We start from the raw sequence: 21,439 nt of genomic DNA, 5'->3' as shown, positions 1-21,439 counted from the left end.
GGGCGACGGCCCGGCGGGGGGGCGGGGCGCGCCCGCCGCGCGCGCGGGCCCCCCCCCCCCCGCCCCAGAACTGTGGGGACCCGCCGTGCGGGCGGGTCAACTCACGCGAACAACGGGATGATGAAGCCTCCAGCCACTGCCATGGCGAGGATGGAGCCCACGAAAGCGGCCACCAGGCGTGGCTTGAAGATCGCGGTCAGCATGCTGACCTCGGGAATGCTGGCTCCGGCACCGCCGATGATGAGTGCGAAGATTGCTCCGATGCCCATACCGGTCTCGGAGAGGGCGAGTCCGATCGGCAGGGCCGCTTCCGTGCGAATGTAGAGGGGGATGCCGATCGCTGCGGCGACGGGTACGGCCAGGGGATTGTCCGGTCCGGCGAAGCCGGTGAGGAACGATTCGGGTACGGCGCCGTAGATGAAGGCGCCCACGCTGACGCCCAGCAGCAGGGGGATGACCAGCGGCCGGAAGTCCGAACGGGCCGAACGCCAGGCGCCGGGCATCTCCGCGCGTAGGCCCGCCCACGGCTCCTCCTCCTTCTCGCCTTCGACGCGTACCCGCTTGACGTGGCGGGACAGGCCGAGGGCATCCCAGGCGGCGGCGATGACCAGACTTCCCACGAGCGCCACCGCGGCGTAGCCGAGCATGATCGGCAGCCCGAAAAGCGCCGCCACCGCCACCAGAATGATGGGGTTGAGGAGCGGAGAGGCGACCAGGAAGCTCGCGGCGGTGACGAAGGGTACGCCCGCCTTGAGCATGCCCGCCAGCATCGGCAGTGTGGAGCATGAGCAGAACGGGGTGATCGCTCCTAAGGCGACGCCTTTCAGGGGGCCGACCACGCGGCCGCCGGCCAGCCATCCCTGTATCCGTTTGGAACCCACCCGTCGGTTGAGCAGTGCGACCAGGAACGAGATCGCGAGGAAGAGTACGACCAGCTCGACCGCGATGATCCCGAAGGTCTGCGCGGTCTCCCCCCAGCTATTCACTGGACCACGCGCCTTCGCAGCAGGCGGCCGCACCCTCGGGGGTCAGTGCGGCGAGAGTGGCGAGCCATCGTACGGGAGTGCCGAGTTGCTCGCAGCACAGGGTGTAGACGTTGGCGCGGCCGCGCGGCGAGGACGTGACCAGTTGCTGGTCCCGCAGTGTCGCCAGGTGGTGGCTGACCAGGGTCTGGCTCAGCCCGGTGGCGGTCTGCAGTTCCTTCACGGTCCGAGGCCGTTCGGCCAGGAGAAGGGTGATGGTGAGCCGGTTCTCGTCGGCCAGCACCTTCAACAGGGGAGCGAGCAGGCGGGCCCGATCCCGGTTCGACAGCTCCGTCGGCGGCAGAAGCCGGACGCCTAGCACTTCATTCATAAGTAGATTGATATCAACAATATTCATTGGTGTCAAGGTGGGTTCCGGTGAGCCGGTGGCGAAGGCTCTGCCGCTGGAGTTCTGCAAGGGTGCGGATTCGGCCACATGCAGTGACGTTTCACGTCCTGGGGTCGGACCTCTTGAGGGTGGTGCGGTGTGCGCTTGCCGGGCCCGTGTTCGTCGTGCTGCCAGGTGATATCCAGCCGCGATCGCTCTTTCGGCGGCGGCTGCGCACGGGCTCGCGCGGGCTCGGAGCCGCTTGGCGGACTCTCCGTCCATGGCCGATGCCAGCCTGTACAGTACCGGGCGATCCATGAATGATTGCTGATGAATTCCTGGTGGGAGGGGGTGCCAGGTGTGCGAATGCCCGTGATTCCGTCTGGCCGAAGACGCTGCGGATGCGGGCCGTACGGGGCGTTCAGGAAGAGAGAAGAGCCGGGAACGGGTCTTCTCCTCGCCGGGCAGGGCACACACCCCGCCCATGTGCGGCCGGTTCCGTCGGACACCGTGGCCCACGCCCCGACCGTCCGGAGTTCCCGGGGTGGAGGAGGCCGTCGCACGGCTGATTCGTGACCTTCCGCGGTTCACGATGTTCCGCCCGCCGTCTCGATCCAAGGGGAATCGTGTCCACTCCAGTCACACACCGGCCGGCCCCTGCGCCACAGGGGGAGAGCCGCAGCGAAACACCACGCTCCGGCATACGCTTCCAGTCGGTCTCGGTCGCCTACGGCACCGCGACGGTCCTGGACTCACTCGACCTGACGGTCCATCCCGGTGAGGTCATGGCGCTGCTCGGGCCTTCCGGGTCCGGTAAGACCACAGCGCTGCGCGCCGTCGCCGGCTTCGCCACTCCCAGCAGGGGACGGGTGTTCATCGGAGGCCAGGACGTCACCGATCTGCCGCCCCACCGCCGGGGCATCGGCATGGTGGTGCAGCAGTACGCGCTCTTTCCTCACATGCGCGTGGCGGACAACGTGGCGTTCGGGCTGAAGGCGCAGAAAGCGGCGCGTGCGGAGATACCCGACAGAGTGCGTGAGGCACTGCGGATGACGGGTATGGAGGAGTTCGCCCACCGCTATCCGCGGGAGCTCTCGGGAGGCCAGCAACAGCGAGTGGCCATCGCACGGGCCCTGGCCATCCGCCCCAGGGTGCTTCTGCTGGACGAGCCGCTCTCCGCGCTCGACGCGCAACTGCGGTCGGGGATGCTGGCGGAGCTGGCCCGGTTGCACCGGGAACTCCCGGACGTCTCCATACTGTATGTGACGCACGACCAGGTGGAGGCGCTCACGCTCGCCGACCGCATCGCGGTCATGAGGGACGCCCGCCTCGTCGGCTGCGGGACGCCGCAGCAGCTGTACCGGAAGCCGGAGAACGAGTTCACCGCCACCTTCATCGGTGGCGCCAATCTGCTGCCGGTCGTGGTCCGAGCGGATGCTGCCCCCGGACTCGCCGAGGTGGAGCACAACGGTACCGGGCTGCTCGTCACCGCTCACGAACCCGTTTCCCGGGGTGCGGAACTGATGGTGTGCGTCCGCCCCCACTGCATGCGGCTCGCCGACCGGCCGACCGGCAACTTCTTGCAGGGGGCGGTCACCGAAGTGCAGTGGCGAGGCGCCACCTACCGATTGTACCTGGACATCGGAGAAAGTGCGCCCGTGGTGGCCGATGTCGCCGAGCTGCGTGAACCGCTCAGAGGCGGGGACACCGTCACCCTGGCCTTCGCGCCGGAGGACGCCGTCCTGCTTCCGGCGAAACCGGACGATGCCGCTGCCGTGCCCGTGCCCCAAGGAATCGGGAGACCGGCCTGATGCCCGTCGACGCTCCGCCCAGGCTCCACCAGGTCGTCCCGCCGCAACCGCCTCCACGCCCTTCCGCTCCGGCCCGCCGCAGGTCCCGGGCGGCACTGTGGCTCCTTCCACCCCTGTTCTGCCTGGCCTTCACGCTGCTCTACCCACTGGCGCTCGTGCTGCTGCAGTCCTTCTCGCCGGAGGCGGGTGGACGATCGCTGGAGGTCTACCAGACGACCTTCGACTCCGAGGCCTTCCGCAGGGCCCTGCTCACCACGGTGTACATCGGCCTCGGGGCTACCGCGGGGTGTGTCGTCCTAGGGTTCTGCCTCTCCCTGGTGATCGCCTTCATACCTTTCACCGCGTCCAGGTTCATCGGCCGGTTCATCGACATCTTCCTGTCCTTCCCCTCCTTCCTCATCACGCTGGCCCTGGTGTTCGTCTACGGGTCGGCCGGCATGGTCAACGGAGTCTGGGCCGATGTCACCGGGACGAGCAGCGGCCCGGTGGACTTCCTCACCACCCCCTGGGGCGTGCTGCTGGCACAGATCACCTTCTTCACTCCCTTCGTGATGCGTCCGCTGCTGGCCGCCTTCTCCCAGGTGGACACCTCACAACTCGAGATCGCGGCCTCCCTCGGCGCCCGGCCCCTCAGAATCATCCGGCAGGTGATCCTGCCGGAGGCGCTCCCCGCGCTGGTCGCCGGTGGTTCCCTGGTACTGGTCATGAGCCTGAACGACTTCGGGATCGTGCTGTTCACCGGGGCCAAGGACGTGGTGACCCTGCCCCTTCTCGTCTACACCAAGGCGATCCTCGACTACGACTACCCGGCCGCCTGCGTGGTCGCCGTCGTCAGTGTGGCCCTGTCCGTGTCCCTCTACCTCCTGTACCGAGCCGGGGCGAGCCGCGCCTCGGGAGGTCACCGTGCTGGTCTATAGCCCACTGGCCCGCAGGCTGGTACACGCGGGGTTCGCCCTGCTGGTCCTGCCGCTGTTCGCCCTGCCGTTCGTCGTGATCCTGGCGGCCTCCTTCGCCACCAACTGGAGCGGCGCCCTGCCGTCGGGACCAACCGTGGAGCAGTACCGCACGGTGACCTCGGGCGACGCCCTCGACGCGCTCGTCACGTCGCTGCTCACGGCCACGGCCGCCTCGCTGATCGCCCTGGTCCTGGGAACATGGGCTGCCATCGTCATCCACGGCATGACCCGCATGCGGCGTCTCGCCGACAGCCTGTTCATGCTGCCCGTGGCGGTTCCGTCCGTGGTGGTCGGCCTCGCCCTGCTGGTGGCCTTCAGCCGTCCTCCCGTACTGCTGAACGGCACGCCCGGCATCGTCGTCATGGCGCACGCCGTACTGGTCACCGGCTTCGCCTACCAGTCGGTCGCCGCCGCGCTGGTCCGCCTGGACCCGGTGTTCGAGCAGAGCGCGGCGAGTCTGGGCGGCTCCCCCGGATACGTGCTGTGGCGGGTCAAACTGCCCCTCTTGCTCCCCTCACTGAGCGCTGCGGTCGCGCTGTGTTTCGCGCTGTCGATGGGGGAGCTGAGCGCCACCATGATGCTCTACCCGCCGGACTGGCTCCCGCTGCCCGTGGCCATCTACGCGGCGACCAACCGGGGCCTCGTCTTCATCGGGTCGGCCCAGGCGGTCCTGCTGATGACCACGACTCTGCTGGTGCTGCTGCTCCTCAACCGTCTCCGCACCCGGGCCTCCCACCGCTGAACCGGCCCCTCGGCGACTCCCGTTCCCGGGCCGGCAGGCCCATCGAGAAGAGAAGGAATCACCATGCGTCAAAAGATCCTCGCAAGGGCCGCGGGTGCCCTCGTCCTGACACTCCTGGCCACCGCCTGCGGAGGGGAGTCCGGTATCGACGAGGTCACCGTCTACAGTGCCGACGGCCTCAAGTACCAGAGCGGGGACGGCTTCTACGACAAGGCCTTCAAGGACTTCGAGAAGCGGACCGGCATCAGGGTCAACTACGTCGAAGGCGGCTCCGGCGAGGTGGTGCAGCGGCTGACGCGCGAACGCAACAACACACAGGCCGACATCATCATCACACTGCCCCCCTTCATCCAGCAGGCGCAGAGCCGAGGTCTGCTGGAGTCGTACCGCCCCGCCGGTTCCGAGCACGTGGCGAATGACGACAAGGAGGCCGAAGGTATGTGGACCTCCGTGGTGAAGAACTACTTCTGCTTCATCTACAACACCCGGGAACTCGACGCGCCGCCTCGGACTTGGGAGGACCTCCTGGACAGTAAGTACCGGGGACGGCTGCAGTACTCCACCCCCGGTGTGGCTGGCGACGGCACCGCCGTCGTCATCAAGAGCATGCACGACTTCGGCGGCCTGGAACCGGCGATGGACTACCTGAAGAGGCTCCAGGCCAACAACGTCGGTCCGTCGGCCTCCACCGGTGCCCTGGTGCCCAAGGTGGACAAGGGCGAGCTACTGGTGGCCAACAGCGACGTCCAGATGAGCTTCGCCAACCGCCGGGCCATGCCCAACCAGAGCATCTTCTTCCCGGCCGCCGAGGGCAAGGCGCCCACGTCCTTCTCCCTGCCCTACGCCGCGGGTCTGGTCAAGGGCGGTCCGCAGCGGGAGAACGCGCAGAAGCTTCTGGACTACCTGCTCAGCACCGAGGCCCAGGAACTGATCAGCGACTCGGGTGGCGGCTTCCCGGCCCGCACCGACGTGGCCCCCAAGGGGGAGTACGCGGAACGGGCACGGGAAGCCATGAAGGGTGTGGAGATCTTCACGCCCGACTGGAAGACCATCGACAAGGAACTGGGCACCTACCTGCAGGCATGGAAGCAGGCCACCGGCAGCTGATCCGGGACGGACTCCTCATCCGGCGAGCACGGTGTCGGCCCGGTCGGCCTGTCCGGCCGGCCGGGCCGTGGGGTGGGACCACAGCCCGGCCGCACGCAGCCTGGGCATGACCCCCTCACCGAACCAGTAGGCCTCCTCCAGGTGCGGGTGGGAGGAGAGAACGAACTCGTCGATCCCGGCCCGGTGGTATTCGGCGATGCGGTCGGCCACCTCCTCGTGGCTGCCCACCAGTGCCGTGCCGGCGCCGCCCCGGAAAAGTCCGATCCCGGCCCAGACGTTGGGGTAGATCTCCAGGCGGTCGGCACTGCCGCCGTGCAGGGCCAGCATCCGGCGCTGTCCCTCGGACTCGCTGCGCCGCAGGCCCTCCTGGACGTTCCGGATGGTGGCCTCGTCGAAGTCGTCAAGCAGCCCCTGGGCCACTGCCCAAGCCTCTTCCGACCTGTCGCGGGTGATCACGTGGATCCGCAGGCCGAACCGGGGGGCGCGCCCGTTCCGCTCGGCCAGGCCCCGGATCCACGCGATCTTCTCGGCGACCTGGGCGGGGGGCTCCCCCCAGGTCAGGTAGCTGTCCACGTGGCGGGCCGCCACAGCGCCCGCCGCGGCCGAGGAACCGCCGAAGTAGATCTCGGGCACCGGATCGGGCAGCCGGGACAGCCGGGCACCCTGCACCCGCACGTGCTCACCTTCGAAGTCGACCGTCCTGCCCTCCCACAGGCCGCGGACGACCTCCAGGAACTCGTCGGCCTGGCGGTACCGCCCGTCCTTGTCAAGGAAGTCCCCGTAGGCGCGCTGCTCCCAGCTCTCACCGCCGACCACGACGTTGATCATCAGACGGCCCGCCGAGTGCCGCTGGAACGTGGCGCCCATCTGCGCCGCCAGGGTCGGACTGACGAACCCGGGCCGGAAGGCGACGAGGAACTTCAGCCGTTCGGTGGTCTGGGCGAGCATGGCCGTGGTCAGCCAGGCGTCCTCGGTCCAGGACCCGGTCGGGGTCAGCGCACCGGCGAACCCGAGTTGCTCGGCCGCCCGGGCTATCTGGGTCAGGTAGCCGATGGACGCATCGCGCTCATCGCCCACCTTGGCCAGGTCCAGACCGTGTCCGCCACCGACGAAGTGGCGGCTGTCCCCGTAGGTGGGGAGGAACCAGTGGAAGGTGATGCTCATGTTTCTCCGATCTGAGGGAGGGCCGGGCGGCACCCAGTCTCCCGTGCCCCCGCGGACCGGTGGTCAGGACAGGGGGCTGAGCGCCGAGGTGGAGGGGAGGGGAGGCGTGAGAGACAGCAGTGAGGAGAACTGGGAGACCAGGCCGGCGAGGTGAGAAGCCGCCTCGGGGGCGATGGACACCTCCCCGCCCTCCTGCGGGGTGAGCAGACGATCCAGGACGAAGTAGCCGCGCAGGACGTGGTCCGCCCCCAGAGCGGTCAGCACCGGCCGCAGGGCGTAGTCGATGGACAGGACGTGGGCGGAGGTCCCTCCGGTGGCGAGCGGGAGCACCGTCTTGCCTGCCAGCGCGTACTGCGGCAGCAGATCGAGAAGTACTTTCAGCAGGCCGCTGTAGGCCGCCTTGTAGACGGGAGTCGCCACGATGACACCGTCGGCCTCCTCGACCGCCTGGACCGCTGCCCGGATCCCGGGGTCGTCGCTGTTCGCGCCGAGCAGCGCGGCCGACGGCAACTCGCGTACGGCGATGCTCCGTACCGTATGTCCCTCGTCGGCGAGCCACCTCTCGACGTGCCGGAGCATGGCTTCGGTCCGTGAGCGGGTCGAGGGGCTTCCGTGCAGCATCAGAATTCTTGCCATGGTCCACGCCTCCTGGAGCTTTTCGGACGGAAAGGGTCAGGCATCCTGTTCGGTAAGCGTCCTCGTGAAGCGCTCCTTGATCTCCCCGGCAGACAGAGCGCTGGTGGCGCGTGGCGGAACGGCGCCGGAGCGCGGACGGGTGCGGACCACGCACAGGTGCGGTCCGTCGGTGTTGAGGGCGCTGCGCAGGCAGTTGTCGAGTTCGTCCGGTGTCTCGCACTCCCATGCCCGCCGGTACCCGGTGGCCTGGGCGATCGCGGTGAACGAGGTGGTGCGCGAGGTGGTGCGCTGCCCGCCGGTGGACTCGTGGACGCCGTTGTCCAGAATGACGTGGACGAGGTTGGCCGGTGCCTGATCGCCGATGACCGACATGGTGCCCAGATGCATCAGCGCCGCGCCGTCTCCGTCCAGCACCACCACGGTGCGCTCCGGCTTCGCCATGGCGACGCCCAGCGCGAGGGCGGAGGCGTGCCCCATCGACCCCTGCATGTAGAAGTTCTCCGGGCCGTCGCCCTCCGCGAAGACCTCTCGCGACGTGTAGCCGGTGGTGGCGACGAGGGCTGCGTCCTTGGCCAGCTCCTTGACGATCCTGACCGCCTCGGCGGCGGCCAGCCCTCGGTGGTCGCCGGTGTCCGTCGCTGCGTCCGGCGCCTTGCCCACGGCCCCTCGCTCGACCAGGACGAACGGGGGGAGGCCGTTCTCGAACTCGCTCAGGGCGGCGTCCAGGACGGTGCGGAACCGCTCGGCGCCGTCCTCCGCACGCAGTGTCCAGTGCGGGACGCCGAGCTGGTCGAGCAACGGGTGGCACAGGGGGCCCATCACCTCGTGCTGTGGCTCGTCGCTCGCCGGGTCCGGCCAGCCGCGCAGGCTCACGAAGGTCAGGACGGGGACACGGTAGGTCATGACCAGGGAGGTCAGCGGGTTGATGAGGTTCCCCAGCCCCGAATTCTGCAGCATGACGTAGGAGCGGCGCCCGGCCAGCGAGAGACCGGCGGCGACGGCCAGCGCGCTGCCCTCGTTGGCGGCCGGCACGTACCTGCCTCGGTGCCGGCTGAGCAGCGCGATCGGCCCGCCGAAGTGCGAGCAGGGTACGCCGCTGGATACGGTGAATCCGCGCTCTTCGAGCGTGTCGCAGAAATCATGGGCTGTGATCACAATAAGGTCTCCTTGCCGGGCGGACGTACGGGTGGGTTCCAGATGGTTGGACGGGGGCGGTCATCGCACCCACGCGGGCGGGGATTCGATCCGGACCACGGCACAGCTCAGAGACACTCCGCCACCGTGCGCGATGAGCAGAACATGGTCTCCGGGCCCCACCTGCCCGGTGGTCACCAGATGTTCCAGACCGACGATCTGGTCGTTGACGGTGAGGTGCCCGAGGCGGCGGCCGAATTCCAGAAGGCCGCGGTCGGTGTCGATGCCGATGGGGTCGAGGATTACCTTCAGGTAGCTCTCCTGGCCGGTGAAGACATGCGTCACGCGTGTCACGTCCGTGACGTCGATGTCTGCTTCGGCCAAGGCCTGCAGGGCGATGTGGGTGCGCAACTCGCCCTGCCGCTGCACCACTTCCGCGACCGTCTCCTCCACATTCTGGCGGGCTGCGAAGCGCTCCTTCATGTTCATGCGCCGTCCAACGGTCAAAGACGGGGGGAAGAGAGGTTCCGCACCCCGGTACTGCTCCTCGACCTCGGCGGTGGAGGCGGAGGTGACGGACAACAGGCGGGCGAACCCCTCGCGCTTGGAGAGGATCAGGCTGCTGGCGGCGTCGCCGAGGACACCGTTCTGGATGCCGAAGTCCCAGCGGTTGTAGTTCGGCGTGCCCACGTTGTCGGCACCGGTGAGCAGGGCGGCCGTCCTTCCCCGGGAGGCCAGCAGGTACGAGGCCGCCAGTTCGAGGGAGCCGACGAGGCCGTTGCAGGCCTGCCAGACGGAGAAGGCAGGGATGTCCCGGTCGGTGATGTGGCGGAGGATGTAGTGCTGGGGCGACCAACCCTCCGGTCCCTGGTCGAAGAAACCGGCGTGCAGGTGGAGGTCGATGTCCGAGGCGGGGTGGCCGGACCGGGACACAGCCTGCCGGGCAGCTGCCACGGCCATATCGGGAGCCGGCGTCTCGCCGGCCACGGCAGCGCCCGTCCAGCCGTACCACTCGTAGTCCGAGGCGTCGTAGTCGCCCTGGGCGACGGCCTGCCGTGCGTCGACACTGTCCGGGAGACAGACGCCCACCCCGGTGAGGTGGATACCTGGAGTCTTCATTAAAGTCCCTCCTGGTCGAGGTGAGGATCAGTGCCGGGTACCGGAAGCCAGGGAACGCGAGGCACGGATGTCCTCCGCGATGTCGCTGATGGTGTGGTCGCCCAGCGGGCCGTTCAGGGAGAGGCTGACTCGCAGCCGCTTCTCGACACGGTGCCGCAGTTCGACCGACATCAGGGAGTCCAGCCCCATCCGTTTGAGGGGCTGGTCGGCGCTGACCCGCCTTCCGCGTATCCCGAGTACCTCGCCCACCTGTTCGGCGAGCGTTTCCTCCAGCGACTCCTCCTGCGCAGGTGCGGTGCCGCCGGGCGTGTCCGCCGGGTCCCGCGGCGCCGCGGCCGGTGCCGTGCCATCGGGGAGGGGGGCTCCGGCAGTGCCGTGCCCGTTCGCGGCTCCGGTCGGCAGGGGCGGGGGCGCGGCACCGCTGTGCAGTTCCTCGAGGAGGCCGTCGATCCCGGCCGGCCCGTGCTCCCGGTCGAACAGCCAGATGCGGGGCGGCGTCGGGAAAGCGACGTGGCGCAGGGCGTCGACGAGATGGGTCACGCTGCGGAGACCGAGAGCGAGGGCCCGCTCGTTCTCCTTGGCGGTGGCGTCCTCGGGCAGGACGGCGTCCAGTCCCCACAGGTGGACGATGCCCAGGCACGGCCCCTGTCTTGACACCTCGTCGAGGACAGCGCGGAAATCGTCGCGTCGGTCGGGGTTCATGCGGTACCGGTCGACACCGGTCTGCTTCCGGGTGGCCGCTGCGGTGGCGACGATGACGCGGTGCCCGCGGTCTCGGAGGCCCTGCACCAGCTTGCGTCCCACCGCGCCGCTGTCGGCCAGGACCAGCCACACCCCGGCAGCCGCGGAGTCCGTCGTGGAGGCGGCCTGTCCGGGGTCCGGCCGGGAGGCGGACCCCGGATGCGGAGCGGTCTCCCGGTCCTGCCCGTGGTCCTCCAGCCAGTACGAGGAGCGTCGCCAGGGGGTGGTGGGGAGGGAAACGAACCGGCCGCCGCCGCACACGTTCGGCCAGTTCACGGATACACCGTGGGTGCTGAGCTCGGCCAGGGAGGTGAGCAGGGCGAGGCGCTCGTCCTCGCCGCGTCGCAGGGAGGACACAGCGGTCGTCTCCCGGCCCAGACCGCGGGCGATCTCCCGGATGCTGTGGACGAGCACCGGGTGCGGGCTGACCTCGACGAAGAGTGTGCCGTCGTGACCGATTTCACCGGAGACCGCCCCGGCGAAGTCGACGGGTTCCCGGATGTTGCGTGCCCAGTAAGCGGCATCCATGCCGGATCCGTCGATGACCTCGGTGAGCACGGTGGAGTGCACCGGCACGGTGCCGGCTCGGGGACGGAGGTCCTTCAACGCGTCCGCCAGCTCGTCGCGGACCGCTTCCATGTGGGGACAGTGCGAGGCGAAGTCGACGTTCACCCAGCGGTTGGGTACACCGCGGCGTTCCAGGGAGTCCAGAATCTCGGCCAGGGCTTCACGCTCGCCGGACAGCAGGGTGGAGGCGGGACTGTTCCGGGCGGCCACCCATACCCGTTCCTCGTGCCCGGCCAGAGTGCGGGCCGCCTCGTCCGCGTCCAGCCGTACCCAGGCCATGGTGCCCTGTCCGCTCAGACGTCCGGCGAGTCTGCTGCGCCGGCAGATTACGGCCGCGGAGTCGGCCAGGCTCAGAGCCCCGGCCGCGTAGGCCGCGGCGGCCTCTCCCATGCTGTGCCCGATCACCACGTCCGGCTCCACGCCCCAGGAGCGCCACAGGGCGGTCAGGCCGACCTCCATTGCCCACAGGGCCGGCTGGATGACGTCCGGTTCGGTGAGCCGATCCTCAGTGCCGTGGAGCAGCAGGTCGGCCAGGGACCAGCCCGCTTCTTTCCGGACCGCCGCGTCGCAGGCCTCGATCATCTCGGTGAACAGCGGTTCGGAGGAGAGGAGCTGTCTGCCCATGCCGATCCACTGGCCACCCTGGCCGGGGTAGACGAAGGCGACCCGGGGAGCGGACCGCGGCACGCTCTCGGTGAAGGAAGCGCCTGGCGGATGCTCGCCTTCCGTGAATTGCCGCAGCGCGGCCAGCGCCTGGTCGTGGGAGGCCGCCGGGACGGCCAACCGGCTGCCGTGGTGCTGCCGGCGGACCGCGGCGCTGTGGGTGATGTCGCGCCAGGCGTACCTGCGTCCCCTCCCCTCCGGAGCGAGATACCGGCTCCAGGAGGCGGCCAGGTCGGTCAGCGCTTCGGGGCCCGGGGCAGACAGGGTGAGGAGTTCGGGACGGTCTCCCTGCTCCGGTGTGGGAGAAGCGGCTCCGTCGTGTTCCACGGCGCCGAGCACCACGTGGACGTTGGTGCCCGAGAAGCCGAAGCTGCTCACTCCGGCGAGGGCGGGGCGCCTCTGGGGCGCCAGCGGCACCGTCTCCTGTGGTATGCGCAGAGGCACCTGGTCCCATGCGATCGCCGGAGTGGGTTTCCGGACGTGCAGGCTGGCGGGGACCCGTCCGTGCTCCAGGCACAGAACGGCCTTGATGAGTCCCGCGATGCCGGCCGCCGCCTCCGTGTGTCCGATGTTGCTCTTGACCGAGCCGACGAGGCACGGCCGATCGGCTGGCCGGCCGGGGCCGAGGACGGCGGCCAGGGCTCGGAGTTCGACCGGGTCGCCGACACCCGTCCCGGTGCCGTGGGCCTCGATGTAGTCGATGTCGGCGGGGTCCACGCCGGCGTGCCGGTAGGCCCGTTCCAGAACCCGTTGCTGGCCCGTGACACCGGGCGTGACCATGTAACCGCTGCTCTGGCCGTCGTTGCCCGCAGCGCTGCCCAGGATCACCGCGCGGATCCGGTCCCCATCGGCCAGGGCCCGCTCCAGCGGTTTGAGGATCACGGCACCGACGCCCTCGCTGCGCACGAAACCGTCCGCGGAGGCGTCGCCGAACTTGCAGCGACCGTCAGCGGCCAGCATGTCGGCCCGTGAGAAGATCACGGTGTCCTCGGGAAGCAGTACCAGGTTGGCACCGCCGGCGATCGCGGTCGTGCACTCACCCGACCACAGACTCTGCAGGGCCAGGTGGACTGCCATCAGCGAGGACGAGGCGGCCGTGTCGACCGTGAGGCTGGGACCACGCAGATCGAAGGCGTGGGCCAGCCGTCCCGACGTCACGGCGCGGGAGGCGGAGCCGGTCATGCTGTGAATATCCAGCGCCGAAGGGGAGCGGTGCAGCATGTGCCAGTAGTCGCTGCCCAACTGCCCGATGAAGGTACCGGTCATCGAGCCGGCGGCTCGGGCGGCGGGAAACCCCGCGTCGTCCATGGCCTCTTGGACGGTTTCCAAGAGTAACCGTTGCTGGGGGTCCATGCGTTTGGCCTCGCGCGGCGAGATCCCGAAGTACTCGGCGTCGAAGGCGTCGATGTGGTCGAGGAAACCGCCCCATTGGCCGGAGGCCTGTGCGGAGAGCACACGGAGGTGGTGGCGCTCGGCGGGGACCTGCCGGATCGCATCACTGCCCTGGCACAGCAGTTCCCATAACTCGTCGGTGTTCCGCGCGCCGGGGAACCGGCCGGCCATCCCGACGACGGCGACGGGCCGCGATTCCGGGAAGCCGCCGGGAGTTTCCTGTGTGGCTGTACTGGCTCGCACTGGTGGTTCCTCTCCGTCGAGAGCTGCGGCAGCCCACCCTCGGGGCAGGGTGGAACCAGCCGGGCCGGCGAGCCGGAGCCGAGAACACGTGGGAGTCGTGCGTACACGTTCCAGGGCCCGCGGCATCGCCGCCTTGGCATCGTCCTGTGTGGTGACGCCGACGGAAGCAAGGTAGGACCGCTTGGCTCCGCTGGGAGAAGCGTCGCCGGGGCCATGAACAAAGTGCATCGCTTCCGTAGGCGCGGGATGAGGAAGGGCGCAGCCGATACGGAAGTCACTGTGGCGAGGACACCGTTCGGTGAGGACGGCGTGTCCGCATAGAAGCGCGTCTAGAGTGACAGCTGTCGAAGCAGAAGACAATGATGCGTGAAGTGACCAAACTCACAGGAGGATTACGGTGTGAGTGGTTGGTCACGGGTTTTCCGTGCGGTATCGCGCGCGTTCCCTCAGCTCTGGTTCTCGGAGGGGTGCTCCGGGAAGCTCCCCGTCGTCAGATCGAGTAGCAGGCGCACGGACTCGGCGAGGGTGTCGCAGCACAACGCGTACTGATGAGTGCGTCCGTGCTGGGTCACCGTGACCAGACTCTGCTTGCGCAGGCTGGTCAAGTGATGGCTCACAAGCGGCTGGCTCAGGCCGGTCGCCTCCTGGAGCTCCTTGACGGTCCGGGCTCGCTGCCCGAGGAGCAGGATCAGCAGGAGGCGGTTCTCGTCCGCGATGGCCCGCAGGATGGGTGCCAGCCCCTGGGCTTGGCTGCGTTCCCAGGGGTGGCGGGCCGATGCGCCGGCGCCCGCGCGGTTCCTCGGTGGTGGCGGCATGAGTGCTCCTCGCGATGGATTGTCGCAAGCTATATCAACAGTGGAGATTGTTGATAATAGTTAATTCTGGATGTTTGGCGGGGTCAACTGGTCGCGCTGGGTGGTTAATCAGCCATGGAACGAATGTTTCCGGCGATCGAACGAATGCCCTCCGTCGCTCTGCGTAACCTTCCATGATGTATGGGGAGTGGCGGGGTGGCCGTCCCGGAGGCGCATCCCGGGTGCCTGCCGGTAACTCGCGGTCCGGGCAGGCGTTTGGATGGCGTTGAGAGCCTATCCGCCAGGGTGGATGGGCAGACCGGCACCGGGTGCGGGGAGCCGGCCTCGGGTGTGGCGCCCCGCGCGCCGGCCGGTGGGCAGCGGTCCGGGGGCCGGACGGGGACACCGGCGCGGACCCGCTTGGAGAGCGGTACCACTCCGGGCGGTAACCGGGCGGTCGGCTCGGGTCCGCTCGCCGAATGGCCAAGTCTCGACTACTCGCCCACCCTCCAACCCATTAATGATTGCTGATGGGTCGGGAAGGGCTCAGTCGGAGAACGGCCAGAGGGCGGGCGGTTCCGTACCGGAAAGTACGTGCTGCCCGTGAGTCGGTCACAGAGGAAGGGCGAACGAGCTGCCCGGTTCCTCGATGAGGGTGTTTCAGGTCTGCTGTCGAATGTCCCCACGCATGCCGGAATCTCGCGCAGGCGGTCCAGCGAGTTTGGAGAAACCATGAGCGCAACATCCGACCCGCGTCTGAGAAAGGACGCGGTGACTGTCGTGCCGACCGGGAGCATCGAAGCCGAAGTGAGGCCACTGGGCTCCAAGAGTTACACGAACCGCTATCTCGGCATCGCCTCCCTCAGCGGTCGTGAAACCGTGATCGAGGGAGCCCTGCTCTCGGACGACACCCGGTACTTCTCCGAGGCCATCGCATCGTTCGGGCACGTACGCACCGAGATCGACGAGGAATCCTCCAGCATCCGGGTGGCACCCACCTCAGAGCCCATGCGGGCCCCGGCCGAAGAACTCTACGTCGGGGGAGCGGGCACCCCTCTGCGGTTCCTGATCTCCATGGCCGGCCACGCCGAGGGCACGACGGTCATCACCGGCAACCAGCGCATGCAGGAACGCCCCATGGGCGACCTGCTCTCCGCCCTGCCGATGCTCGGCGTCGAAGCCGTCTCCGTGCGCGGCAACGGATCCCCGCCGGTCCGGGTCACCGGCGGTTCCTTCCGCGGAGGCAGGACCCGGATCAGCGGCTCGGTTTCGAGTCAGTTCACCTCGAGCCTGCTGATCAATGCGATCAGGGCCGCGGAGGACACCGAGATCGAGGTCGTGGACGACCTGATCTCCAAGCCCTACGTGGAGATGACGATCACCGCCCTGGCCGAAATGGGCATACGAGTGGAACGCGATGGCTACCGGCGTTTCACCGTGCCCGCCGGCCAGCAGCCCCGAGGCGGCCGGGTGGTCGTGGAACCGGACGCCTCCGGCATGTCCTACCTGCTGGCGGCTGCGGCGATCTCCGGGGGAGAGGTGTCCGTGCCCGGCATCGGAGCCGGTTCCCGGCAGGGCGATGTCGGTCTGGTCGAAGTCCTGGAGCGGATGGGCTGCCGTGCCCAGGTGGGCGAACGGTCCATCACGCTGAAGGGCGGCCCGCTCCGCGGCATCGACATCGACATGGAGGCCATGCCGGACGTCGTCCCCACCCTGGCGGTCGTGGCAGCCTTCGCCGAGGGGGGCACACGCATCACCAACATCGCCTCGCTGCGGGTCAAGGAGTGTGACCGCATCGCGGCGGTCACCACCGAACTGCGCCGTATGGGCATCACGGTCTGGGAGGCCGCTGACGCCATGCACATCACGGGAGGCACCCCGCACGGAGCGGCGATCGACACCTACGACGACCACCGCATCGCCATGAGCTTCGCGATCGCAGGGCTGCGCACCGAGGGCGTGACCATCAAGGACCCGGGCTGTGTCGCCAAGTCATTCCCCACCTTCTGGCAGGTCCTGGACCAGCTTCACCCGGCGAAGGCGAGCACCACGTGAGCGGCCGGCGCGCCGACGGCGTACCCGGAGTGCTGCTCGTTCTCGATGGGTGGGGGCAGGCGCCCCCGGGCCCGGAGAACGCGCTCGCCGCCGCTCACACACCCGTGCTCGATCAACTGCGGGCGAAGCACCCCGCCACTTTGCTCCAGGCGTCCGGAGAGGCGGTGGGGCTGCTGCCGGGGACCGTCGGCAACTCCGAGATCGGCCATCTCGTCATCGGTGCAGGCCGTCCTCTTCCCTACGACAGTTTGCTGGTGCAGCAGCGAATCGACTCCGGTGAGATGCGCATCCACCCCGACCTGAACGCACTGTGCGCCGCCACGGCCGAGGCAGGCGGAGCTCTGCACCTCATTGGCCTCTGCTCGGACGGGCAGATCCACGCCCACGTCGACCACCTCCGCGACCTGCTCGCCGTAGCAGCGGCACAGCGCGTACCGCGGGTGTGGATCCACGCCATCACCGACGGGCGTGATGTCGCCGACGGAACCGCCGCGCAGTACCTCGCCCGGGTGGCGGACCTCGCCGCAGCCGTGGGTACCGGACGTCTGGCCACCGTCACCGGCCGGGGTTACGCCATGGACAAGTCCGGCAGGGCGGACCTCACCGAGGCGGCGGTCCTGGCCATGGCTGACGGGGACGGAGCGCGGGTGGACCTGCCGGAGGAGGCGGTGCGTTCCTCGGCGGAAGGAGACGAGTGGGTCACCCCCAGTGTCCTGACCGGTCCGGACGGAGGGCCGGCGGCACCGATGGCCGACCAGGACGCCGTACTCTTCTTCAATTTCCGCAGCGACCGGATCCAGCAGTTGGCCGATTCCCTGGCGACACACCTCGCCGGAACCGGTCGGCAGGTGGCGCTGGCGAGTCTTGCCCAGTACGACACCCGGACGGAGATCCCGCCCCTGGTGCGCCGGGCCGGTGCCTCCGGCGGGCTCGCCGACGAGCTCGACCGGGCGGGGCTGGCCTCGGTGCGTGTCGCGGAGAAGGAGAAGTTCGAGCACGTCACGTACTACCTCAACGGCCGCGACGCACGCCCGCGGCCGACCGAGGAGCACATCCGCATCGAGAGCACCGAACCTCCGGACTACCGGCGCCGGCCGGAGATGGGCATCACCAAGGTCGCGGACGCCGTCTGCGGAGCCATCGGGCGGGCTGATGTCGCCCTTATAGTGGCCAACTTGGCCAACATCGACGTCGTAGGGCACACCGGCGATCTCGCGGCGACCGTGCGAGCTGCCGAGCACACCGACGCGGCCATGGCGCGGATCACCGCCGCCGCGGCCGAGGCGGGGCGCTGGGTCCTCGCGGTGGGCGATCACGGCAACGCAGAGCAGATGCTCAAAAGGGGACCGGACGGTGAGCCCCGTCCGTACGGCGGTCACACCACGAACCCCGTTCCGGCCGTCCTCGTCCCCGCGCCCGGACAACCCGCGGGCGAGACCCTCGCGGAGAACGGATCCCTGGCGGACGTGGCGCCCACCGTTCTGAAACTGCTGGGCCAGGAGCCCGGCGCAGCCATGAGAGGAAGGCCCCTGCTGTGAATGCCACCGCCGTTTCCGTCCCCTGCACGTCTCCTCCAGCACACCGGCACTCGGGGGAACGGGGGGTTCCGCAGCGGCTTCTCGACGCATTGCGCTCCGTCGTCGTCGGCGTTCCGGCGGGGACCGCAGACGTTCCGCTGCGTGCTCCGGCGTCCGCGGCTTTCGCCCCGGCCGCCGAGCTCCGCCCGGTCGACCTCGGCAGCGGCCTCTGGGCGGCCGTACGGTCCGGTGCGGACGGTCGCTGCCGTGTCCTGGCCGTGCACAACGTCTCCAGGAAGACGTGCAGTTTCGAACCGCCGGAGGAACTGCACCGTGCAGGCGCACGGCTCCGCTTCCTGTGCGGGGAGGTACGGACCGCCCTCAACTCCGAGGGCGGGACCGTCTACGAACTCGGTCCCCATGAGTTCGTCTGGCTGACGGACTGCGAGGCCGACGCCGTGGACTCCGCCTCTTCCGCGGCTCTGTGCTGAAGGCGGGGCTGGTGAGAGCGGCCTGGCCCCTTCGTTCCGCCAGGGCGGCACTCCTTCTCGGCGTCCGGTCGGCGTCAGGCGTCCCGGCGGGACTCTCTCCGGCAGACGCACCGCCCTGGCGGGTGTGACTCAGTGCGGAACCGGCGGAGGAAACACTGCCGCTGGACCTCGTCTCCCGGGGCTTCCCACGAAGTCCTGCCGCACCCGCGCGTGTGCGGGTGGCCGGCCGCCCGCAGCCGTCGGCGCACCACCGTCGTCCAGTCCACGGCGCGTGAGCCCTCGGCACCGCTACCGGCCCCCGGCCAGTCTGTGTGTTCCCGTCCCGGAACGCGGCCGTACGAGCAGTCAAGGAGGAGGTACCCATGAACGCCTACGCGGCGATGTACCGCCGGAGTCTGGAGGACCGGGAGGGCTTCTGGCTGGAAGCCGCCCGGGCCGTGGACCGGCATCGGCCCCCGCGCCGAGCGCTGGACAGCTCCCGCCCCCCCCTTCCACCGCTGGTTTCCGGACGGGACGCTGAACACCTGCCACAACGCCCTGGACCGTCATGTCGAGGCGGGGAACGGCGACCGCACGGCGCTGCTGTACGACTCTCCGGTCACCGGCAGGAACGCACGGTACAGCTATACCGAACTGCGGGACGAGGTGGCCCGGTTCGCGGGGGTCCTCCGCGAACTGGGAGTGGGACGGGGCGACCGGGTGGTCCTCTATCTCCCGATGGTTCCGCAGGCGGTGGTCGCCATGCTCGCCTGTGCCCGGATCGGGGCGGTGCACTCGGTGGTCTTCGGCGGTTTCGCGGCGGGAGAACTGGCCGCCAGGATCGCGGACGCCCGTCCGAAGGCCCTGGTGTACGGATCCTGTGGTGTGGAACCGACACGGATCGTGCGATACCAGCCCATCGTCGAGGAGGCGCTGCGCGCGGTCCGGCACCGGCCGCAGGCCGTCATCGTCCACCAGCGGGAGGAGGCCCGTGCCGAACCCGCGCAGGGAGCGGTGGACTGGGACACCGCCATGGCGGGAGCCCGACCCGTGGATTGCGTACCCGTGGCCGCGACCGATCCGCTCTACATCCTCTACACCTCGGGTACCACGGGGCGGCCCAAGGGGGTGGTGCGCGACAACGGCGGCCACGCGGTCGCCATGACATGGTCGATGCCGCACATCTACGACACGGCGGCGGGAGACGTGTGGTGGGCGGCTTCCGACGTCGGCTGGGTGGTCGGCCACTCCTACACGGTGTACGCACCCTTACTGGTGGGCGCCACCACGGTGCTCTACGAGGGCAAGCCGGTCGGCACTCCGGATGCCGCCGCGTTCTGGCGGGTGATCTCCGAGTACGGTGTGACCGGCATGTTCGCCGCTCCCACGGCGCTGCGCGCGATACGGCGGGCCGATCCCTCCGGAGAGTCCGCCCGTCCCCGTGACCTGTCGTCGCTGAGGAACCTCTTCGTGGCCGGGGAGCGCCTGGATCCGGACACCTATCACTGGGTGAGCGGTCTCCTGGGCGTACCGGTGGTGGACCACTGGTGGCAGACCGAGACGGGCTGGCCGATATGCGCGAGCCCACGTGGAGTGGAAGACCTGCCGCTCAAGGCGGGCTCGCCGAGCGTTCCCGTTCCGGGGTACGAGATCCGGATCCTGGACGGACATGGGCGTCCGGTGCCCGCAGGAGAGGAGGGAGCGATCTGCCTGCGACCGCCTCTGCCGCCGGGGACCCTGGCCGGCATCTGGGGTGACGACCGGCGCTACGAGGAGTCGTACCTGTCGCGGCACCGGGGGTATTACCTCACTGGCGACAGCGGCTATTTCGACGACGAGGGCTACCTGTATGTCATGGGGCGGACGGACGACGTGATAAATGTGGCGGGTCACAGGCTCTCCACCGGAGCGATGGAGGCCGTCCTCACCGCGCACCCCGCGGTCGCCGAGTGTGCGGTGATCGGTGTGCAGGATCCCCTCAAGGGGCAGGTGCCCCGCGCGTTCGTGGTGCTGAAGTCCGGTACCGTACCCGATGTTCCGGCTCTGTGTGCCGAACTGGTGGCCGACGTGCGCGTGCGGATCGGGCCGGTGGCGTCGCTCAAGCAGGTGGATGTCGTCGGGAAGCTGCCGAAGACCCGGTCCGGGAAGATCCTGCGCAAGACCATGCGGGCGATCGCGGACGGTCGTGACGAGCCGGTGCCCCCACCATTGAGGATGCGGACGTCCTCGAGGAGCTGCGCACGGTGCTCCGGTCTGGTTCCTTCCTTCCGGCAAGCCCACGGGACTGATACCTGTCGGTGCCACGGATTGCCGCTTGGCAAGGAGTTCGCGAAGTGTAAATATGTAATCATGTTGAATTCGGAGACCGTGAAATCGGCTGAATCCACGCCGAACGGTGAACGGAACGACTTGATGCCCTGCTGCCCGCCGCTCACTGCTCAGGCACTGTCCGAGGTCGATGCGGAGAGGGCTGCGAGCATGTTCAAAGCCCTTTCCGACCCGGTACGCCTTAGGCTGTTTTCCCGGGTCGCCTCGCATCCCGAAGGTGAGGTGTGCGTGTGCGACATAGCCGATGTAGGGGTGTCCCAGCCCACGGTCAGTCATCACCTGAAGAAGCTTCGCGAGGCAGGTCTGCTGACCTCGGAGAGGCGAGGTACATGGGTGTACTACCGGAGCGCTCCGGGCAGCCTGGCCATGCTGGCGTTTCTGCTCCGTAACCGGGACTGAACGCCTGAATGGAGGAGAGGACCGCTGTTTCGAAACCGTTCTGCGATTCCCGCGGGAGTTGGGTGGGCGTCCGCGGGCTGCCGGTTCCCGCGGACGCCGACCGGTCACACCGCCGCCGGTTTCTCCTCCGGGGCGGCCTGGTCGGTCTTCTCCCGCTCGGCGTGGTGCTTCTCCGGGGCGTCGACCAGGGCGGCCAGGTAGCGCTCGGCGTCCAGTGCGGCCGAGCAGCCGGTGCCGGCGGCGGTGATGGC

The 21,439-nt window shown here is 69.1% G+C and carries 16 protein-coding genes and 1 pseudogene; 9 read left to right on the top strand and 8 right to left on the bottom strand.

Annotated elements, in window-relative coordinates; genetic code table 11:
• Positions 1-101: 101 nt before the first annotated feature.
• Together AC2CJA_RS10185 and AC2CJA_RS10180 are read right to left on the bottom strand one after the other, a co-directional pair.
• Positions 102-986, bottom strand: coding sequence for a permease (locus tag AC2CJA_RS10185; protein ID WP_484602340.1), 885 nt, complete (start codon positions 984-986; stop codon positions 102-104).
• Positions 979-1,353, bottom strand: coding sequence for an ArsR/SmtB family transcription factor (locus AC2CJA_RS10180; RefSeq protein ID WP_484602339.1), 375 nt, complete (start codon positions 1,351-1,353; stop codon positions 979-981). The genes AC2CJA_RS10185 and AC2CJA_RS10180 overlap by 8 nt, the downstream gene beginning before the upstream one ends.
• A 623-nt stretch (positions 1,354-1,976) precedes the next feature.
• On the opposite strand from AC2CJA_RS10180, the gene AC2CJA_RS10175 reads away from it, so the two are divergent.
• The 4 genes from AC2CJA_RS10175 to AC2CJA_RS10160 all read left to right on the top strand — a co-directional run bounded on the left by AC2CJA_RS10175 (position 1,977) and on the right by AC2CJA_RS10160 (position 5,966).
• Positions 1,977-3,161, top strand: coding sequence for an ABC transporter ATP-binding protein (locus AC2CJA_RS10175; RefSeq protein ID WP_484602338.1), 1,185 nt, complete (start codon positions 1,977-1,979; stop codon positions 3,159-3,161).
• On the top strand, positions 3,161-4,078 hold the full coding sequence (locus AC2CJA_RS10170; protein WP_484602337.1) for a 2-aminoethylphosphonate ABC transporter permease subunit: 918 nt from the start codon (positions 3,161-3,163) through the stop codon (positions 4,076-4,078). The genes AC2CJA_RS10175 and AC2CJA_RS10170 overlap by 1 nt, the downstream gene beginning before the upstream one ends.
• Complete coding sequence (locus tag AC2CJA_RS10165) at positions 4,065-4,859, top strand: ABC transporter permease (RefSeq protein ID WP_484602336.1); 795 nt, start codon at positions 4,065-4,067, stop codon at positions 4,857-4,859. Before AC2CJA_RS10170 ends, AC2CJA_RS10165 begins: the two co-directional genes overlap by 14 nt.
• 63 nt (positions 4,860-4,922) lie before the next feature.
• Complete coding sequence (locus tag AC2CJA_RS10160) at positions 4,923-5,966, top strand: 2-aminoethylphosphonate ABC transporter substrate-binding protein (protein ID WP_484602335.1); 1,044 nt, start codon at positions 4,923-4,925, stop codon at positions 5,964-5,966.
• 15 nt (positions 5,967-5,981) lie between these two features.
• Here the strand turns inward: AC2CJA_RS10160 and AC2CJA_RS10155 are convergent, their stop codons facing one another.
• The 6 genes from AC2CJA_RS10155 to AC2CJA_RS10130 all read right to left on the bottom strand — a co-directional run bounded on the left by AC2CJA_RS10155 (position 5,982) and on the right by AC2CJA_RS10130 (position 14,440).
• Positions 5,982-7,130, bottom strand: a complete 1,149-nt coding sequence (locus AC2CJA_RS10155) for an LLM class flavin-dependent oxidoreductase (protein WP_484602334.1) — start codon at positions 7,128-7,130, stop codon at positions 5,982-5,984.
• Positions 7,131-7,193: 63 nt separating this feature from the next.
• On the bottom strand, positions 7,194-7,766 hold the full coding sequence (gene ssuE / locus AC2CJA_RS10150; protein WP_484602333.1) for an NADPH-dependent FMN reductase: 573 nt from the start codon (positions 7,764-7,766) through the stop codon (positions 7,194-7,196).
• Positions 7,767-7,802: 36 nt separating this feature from the next.
• A complete protein-coding gene (aepY, locus tag AC2CJA_RS10145) occupies positions 7,803-8,921 on the bottom strand; it encodes a phosphonopyruvate decarboxylase (protein ID WP_484602332.1) in 1,119 nt (372 codons plus the stop codon).
• A gap of 60 nt (positions 8,922-8,981) precedes the next feature.
• Entirely contained in the window at positions 8,982-10,019 is a 1,038-nt protein-coding gene (locus AC2CJA_RS10140) for a ketoacyl-ACP synthase III family protein (protein ID WP_484602331.1), read from the bottom strand.
• A gap of 27 nt (positions 10,020-10,046) precedes the next feature.
• Complete coding sequence (locus AC2CJA_RS10135) at positions 10,047-13,625, bottom strand: type I polyketide synthase (protein WP_484602330.1); 3,579 nt, start codon at positions 13,623-13,625, stop codon at positions 10,047-10,049.
• A gap of 446 nt (positions 13,626-14,071) precedes the next feature.
• Positions 14,072-14,440 carry an ArsR/SmtB family transcription factor gene (locus AC2CJA_RS10130; protein ID WP_484602329.1) on the bottom strand — a complete coding sequence of 123 codons (369 nt, stop codon included), beginning with the start codon at positions 14,438-14,440 and terminating at the stop codon, positions 14,072-14,074.
• A gap of 711 nt (positions 14,441-15,151) precedes the next feature.
• On the opposite strand from AC2CJA_RS10130, the gene aroA reads away from it, so the two are divergent.
• From aroA to AC2CJA_RS10105, 5 genes and pseudogenes are all read left to right on the top strand, one after another.
• Positions 15,152-16,474: a 3-phosphoshikimate 1-carboxyvinyltransferase gene (gene aroA / locus AC2CJA_RS10125; protein WP_484602328.1), complete on the top strand. Its 1,323-nt coding sequence runs from the start codon at positions 15,152-15,154 to the stop codon at positions 16,472-16,474.
• Positions 16,471-18,012 carry a 2,3-bisphosphoglycerate-independent phosphoglycerate mutase gene (gene gpmI, locus AC2CJA_RS10120; protein ID WP_484602327.1) on the top strand — a complete coding sequence of 514 codons (1,542 nt, stop codon included), beginning with the start codon at positions 16,471-16,473 and terminating at the stop codon, positions 18,010-18,012. The genes aroA and gpmI overlap by 4 nt, the downstream gene beginning before the upstream one ends.
• Before the next feature lie 89 nt (positions 18,013-18,101).
• Positions 18,102-18,482: a hypothetical protein gene (locus AC2CJA_RS10115; RefSeq protein WP_484602326.1), complete on the top strand. Its 381-nt coding sequence runs from the start codon at positions 18,102-18,104 to the stop codon at positions 18,480-18,482.
• A 362-nt stretch (positions 18,483-18,844) separates the two neighbouring features.
• Positions 18,845-20,749, top strand: a pseudogene (locus AC2CJA_RS10110) (AMP-binding protein).
• Complete coding sequence (locus AC2CJA_RS10105) at positions 20,676-21,188, top strand: ArsR/SmtB family transcription factor (protein WP_484602325.1); 513 nt, start codon at positions 20,676-20,678, stop codon at positions 21,186-21,188. Before AC2CJA_RS10110 ends, AC2CJA_RS10105 begins: the two are co-directional and overlap by 74 nt.
• Positions 21,189-21,439 lie beyond the last annotated feature (251 nt).

The organism is Streptomyces sp. ATLC9 (assembly GCF_057196705.1).
This window is presented reverse-complemented; position numbering and strand designations above follow the sequence as displayed.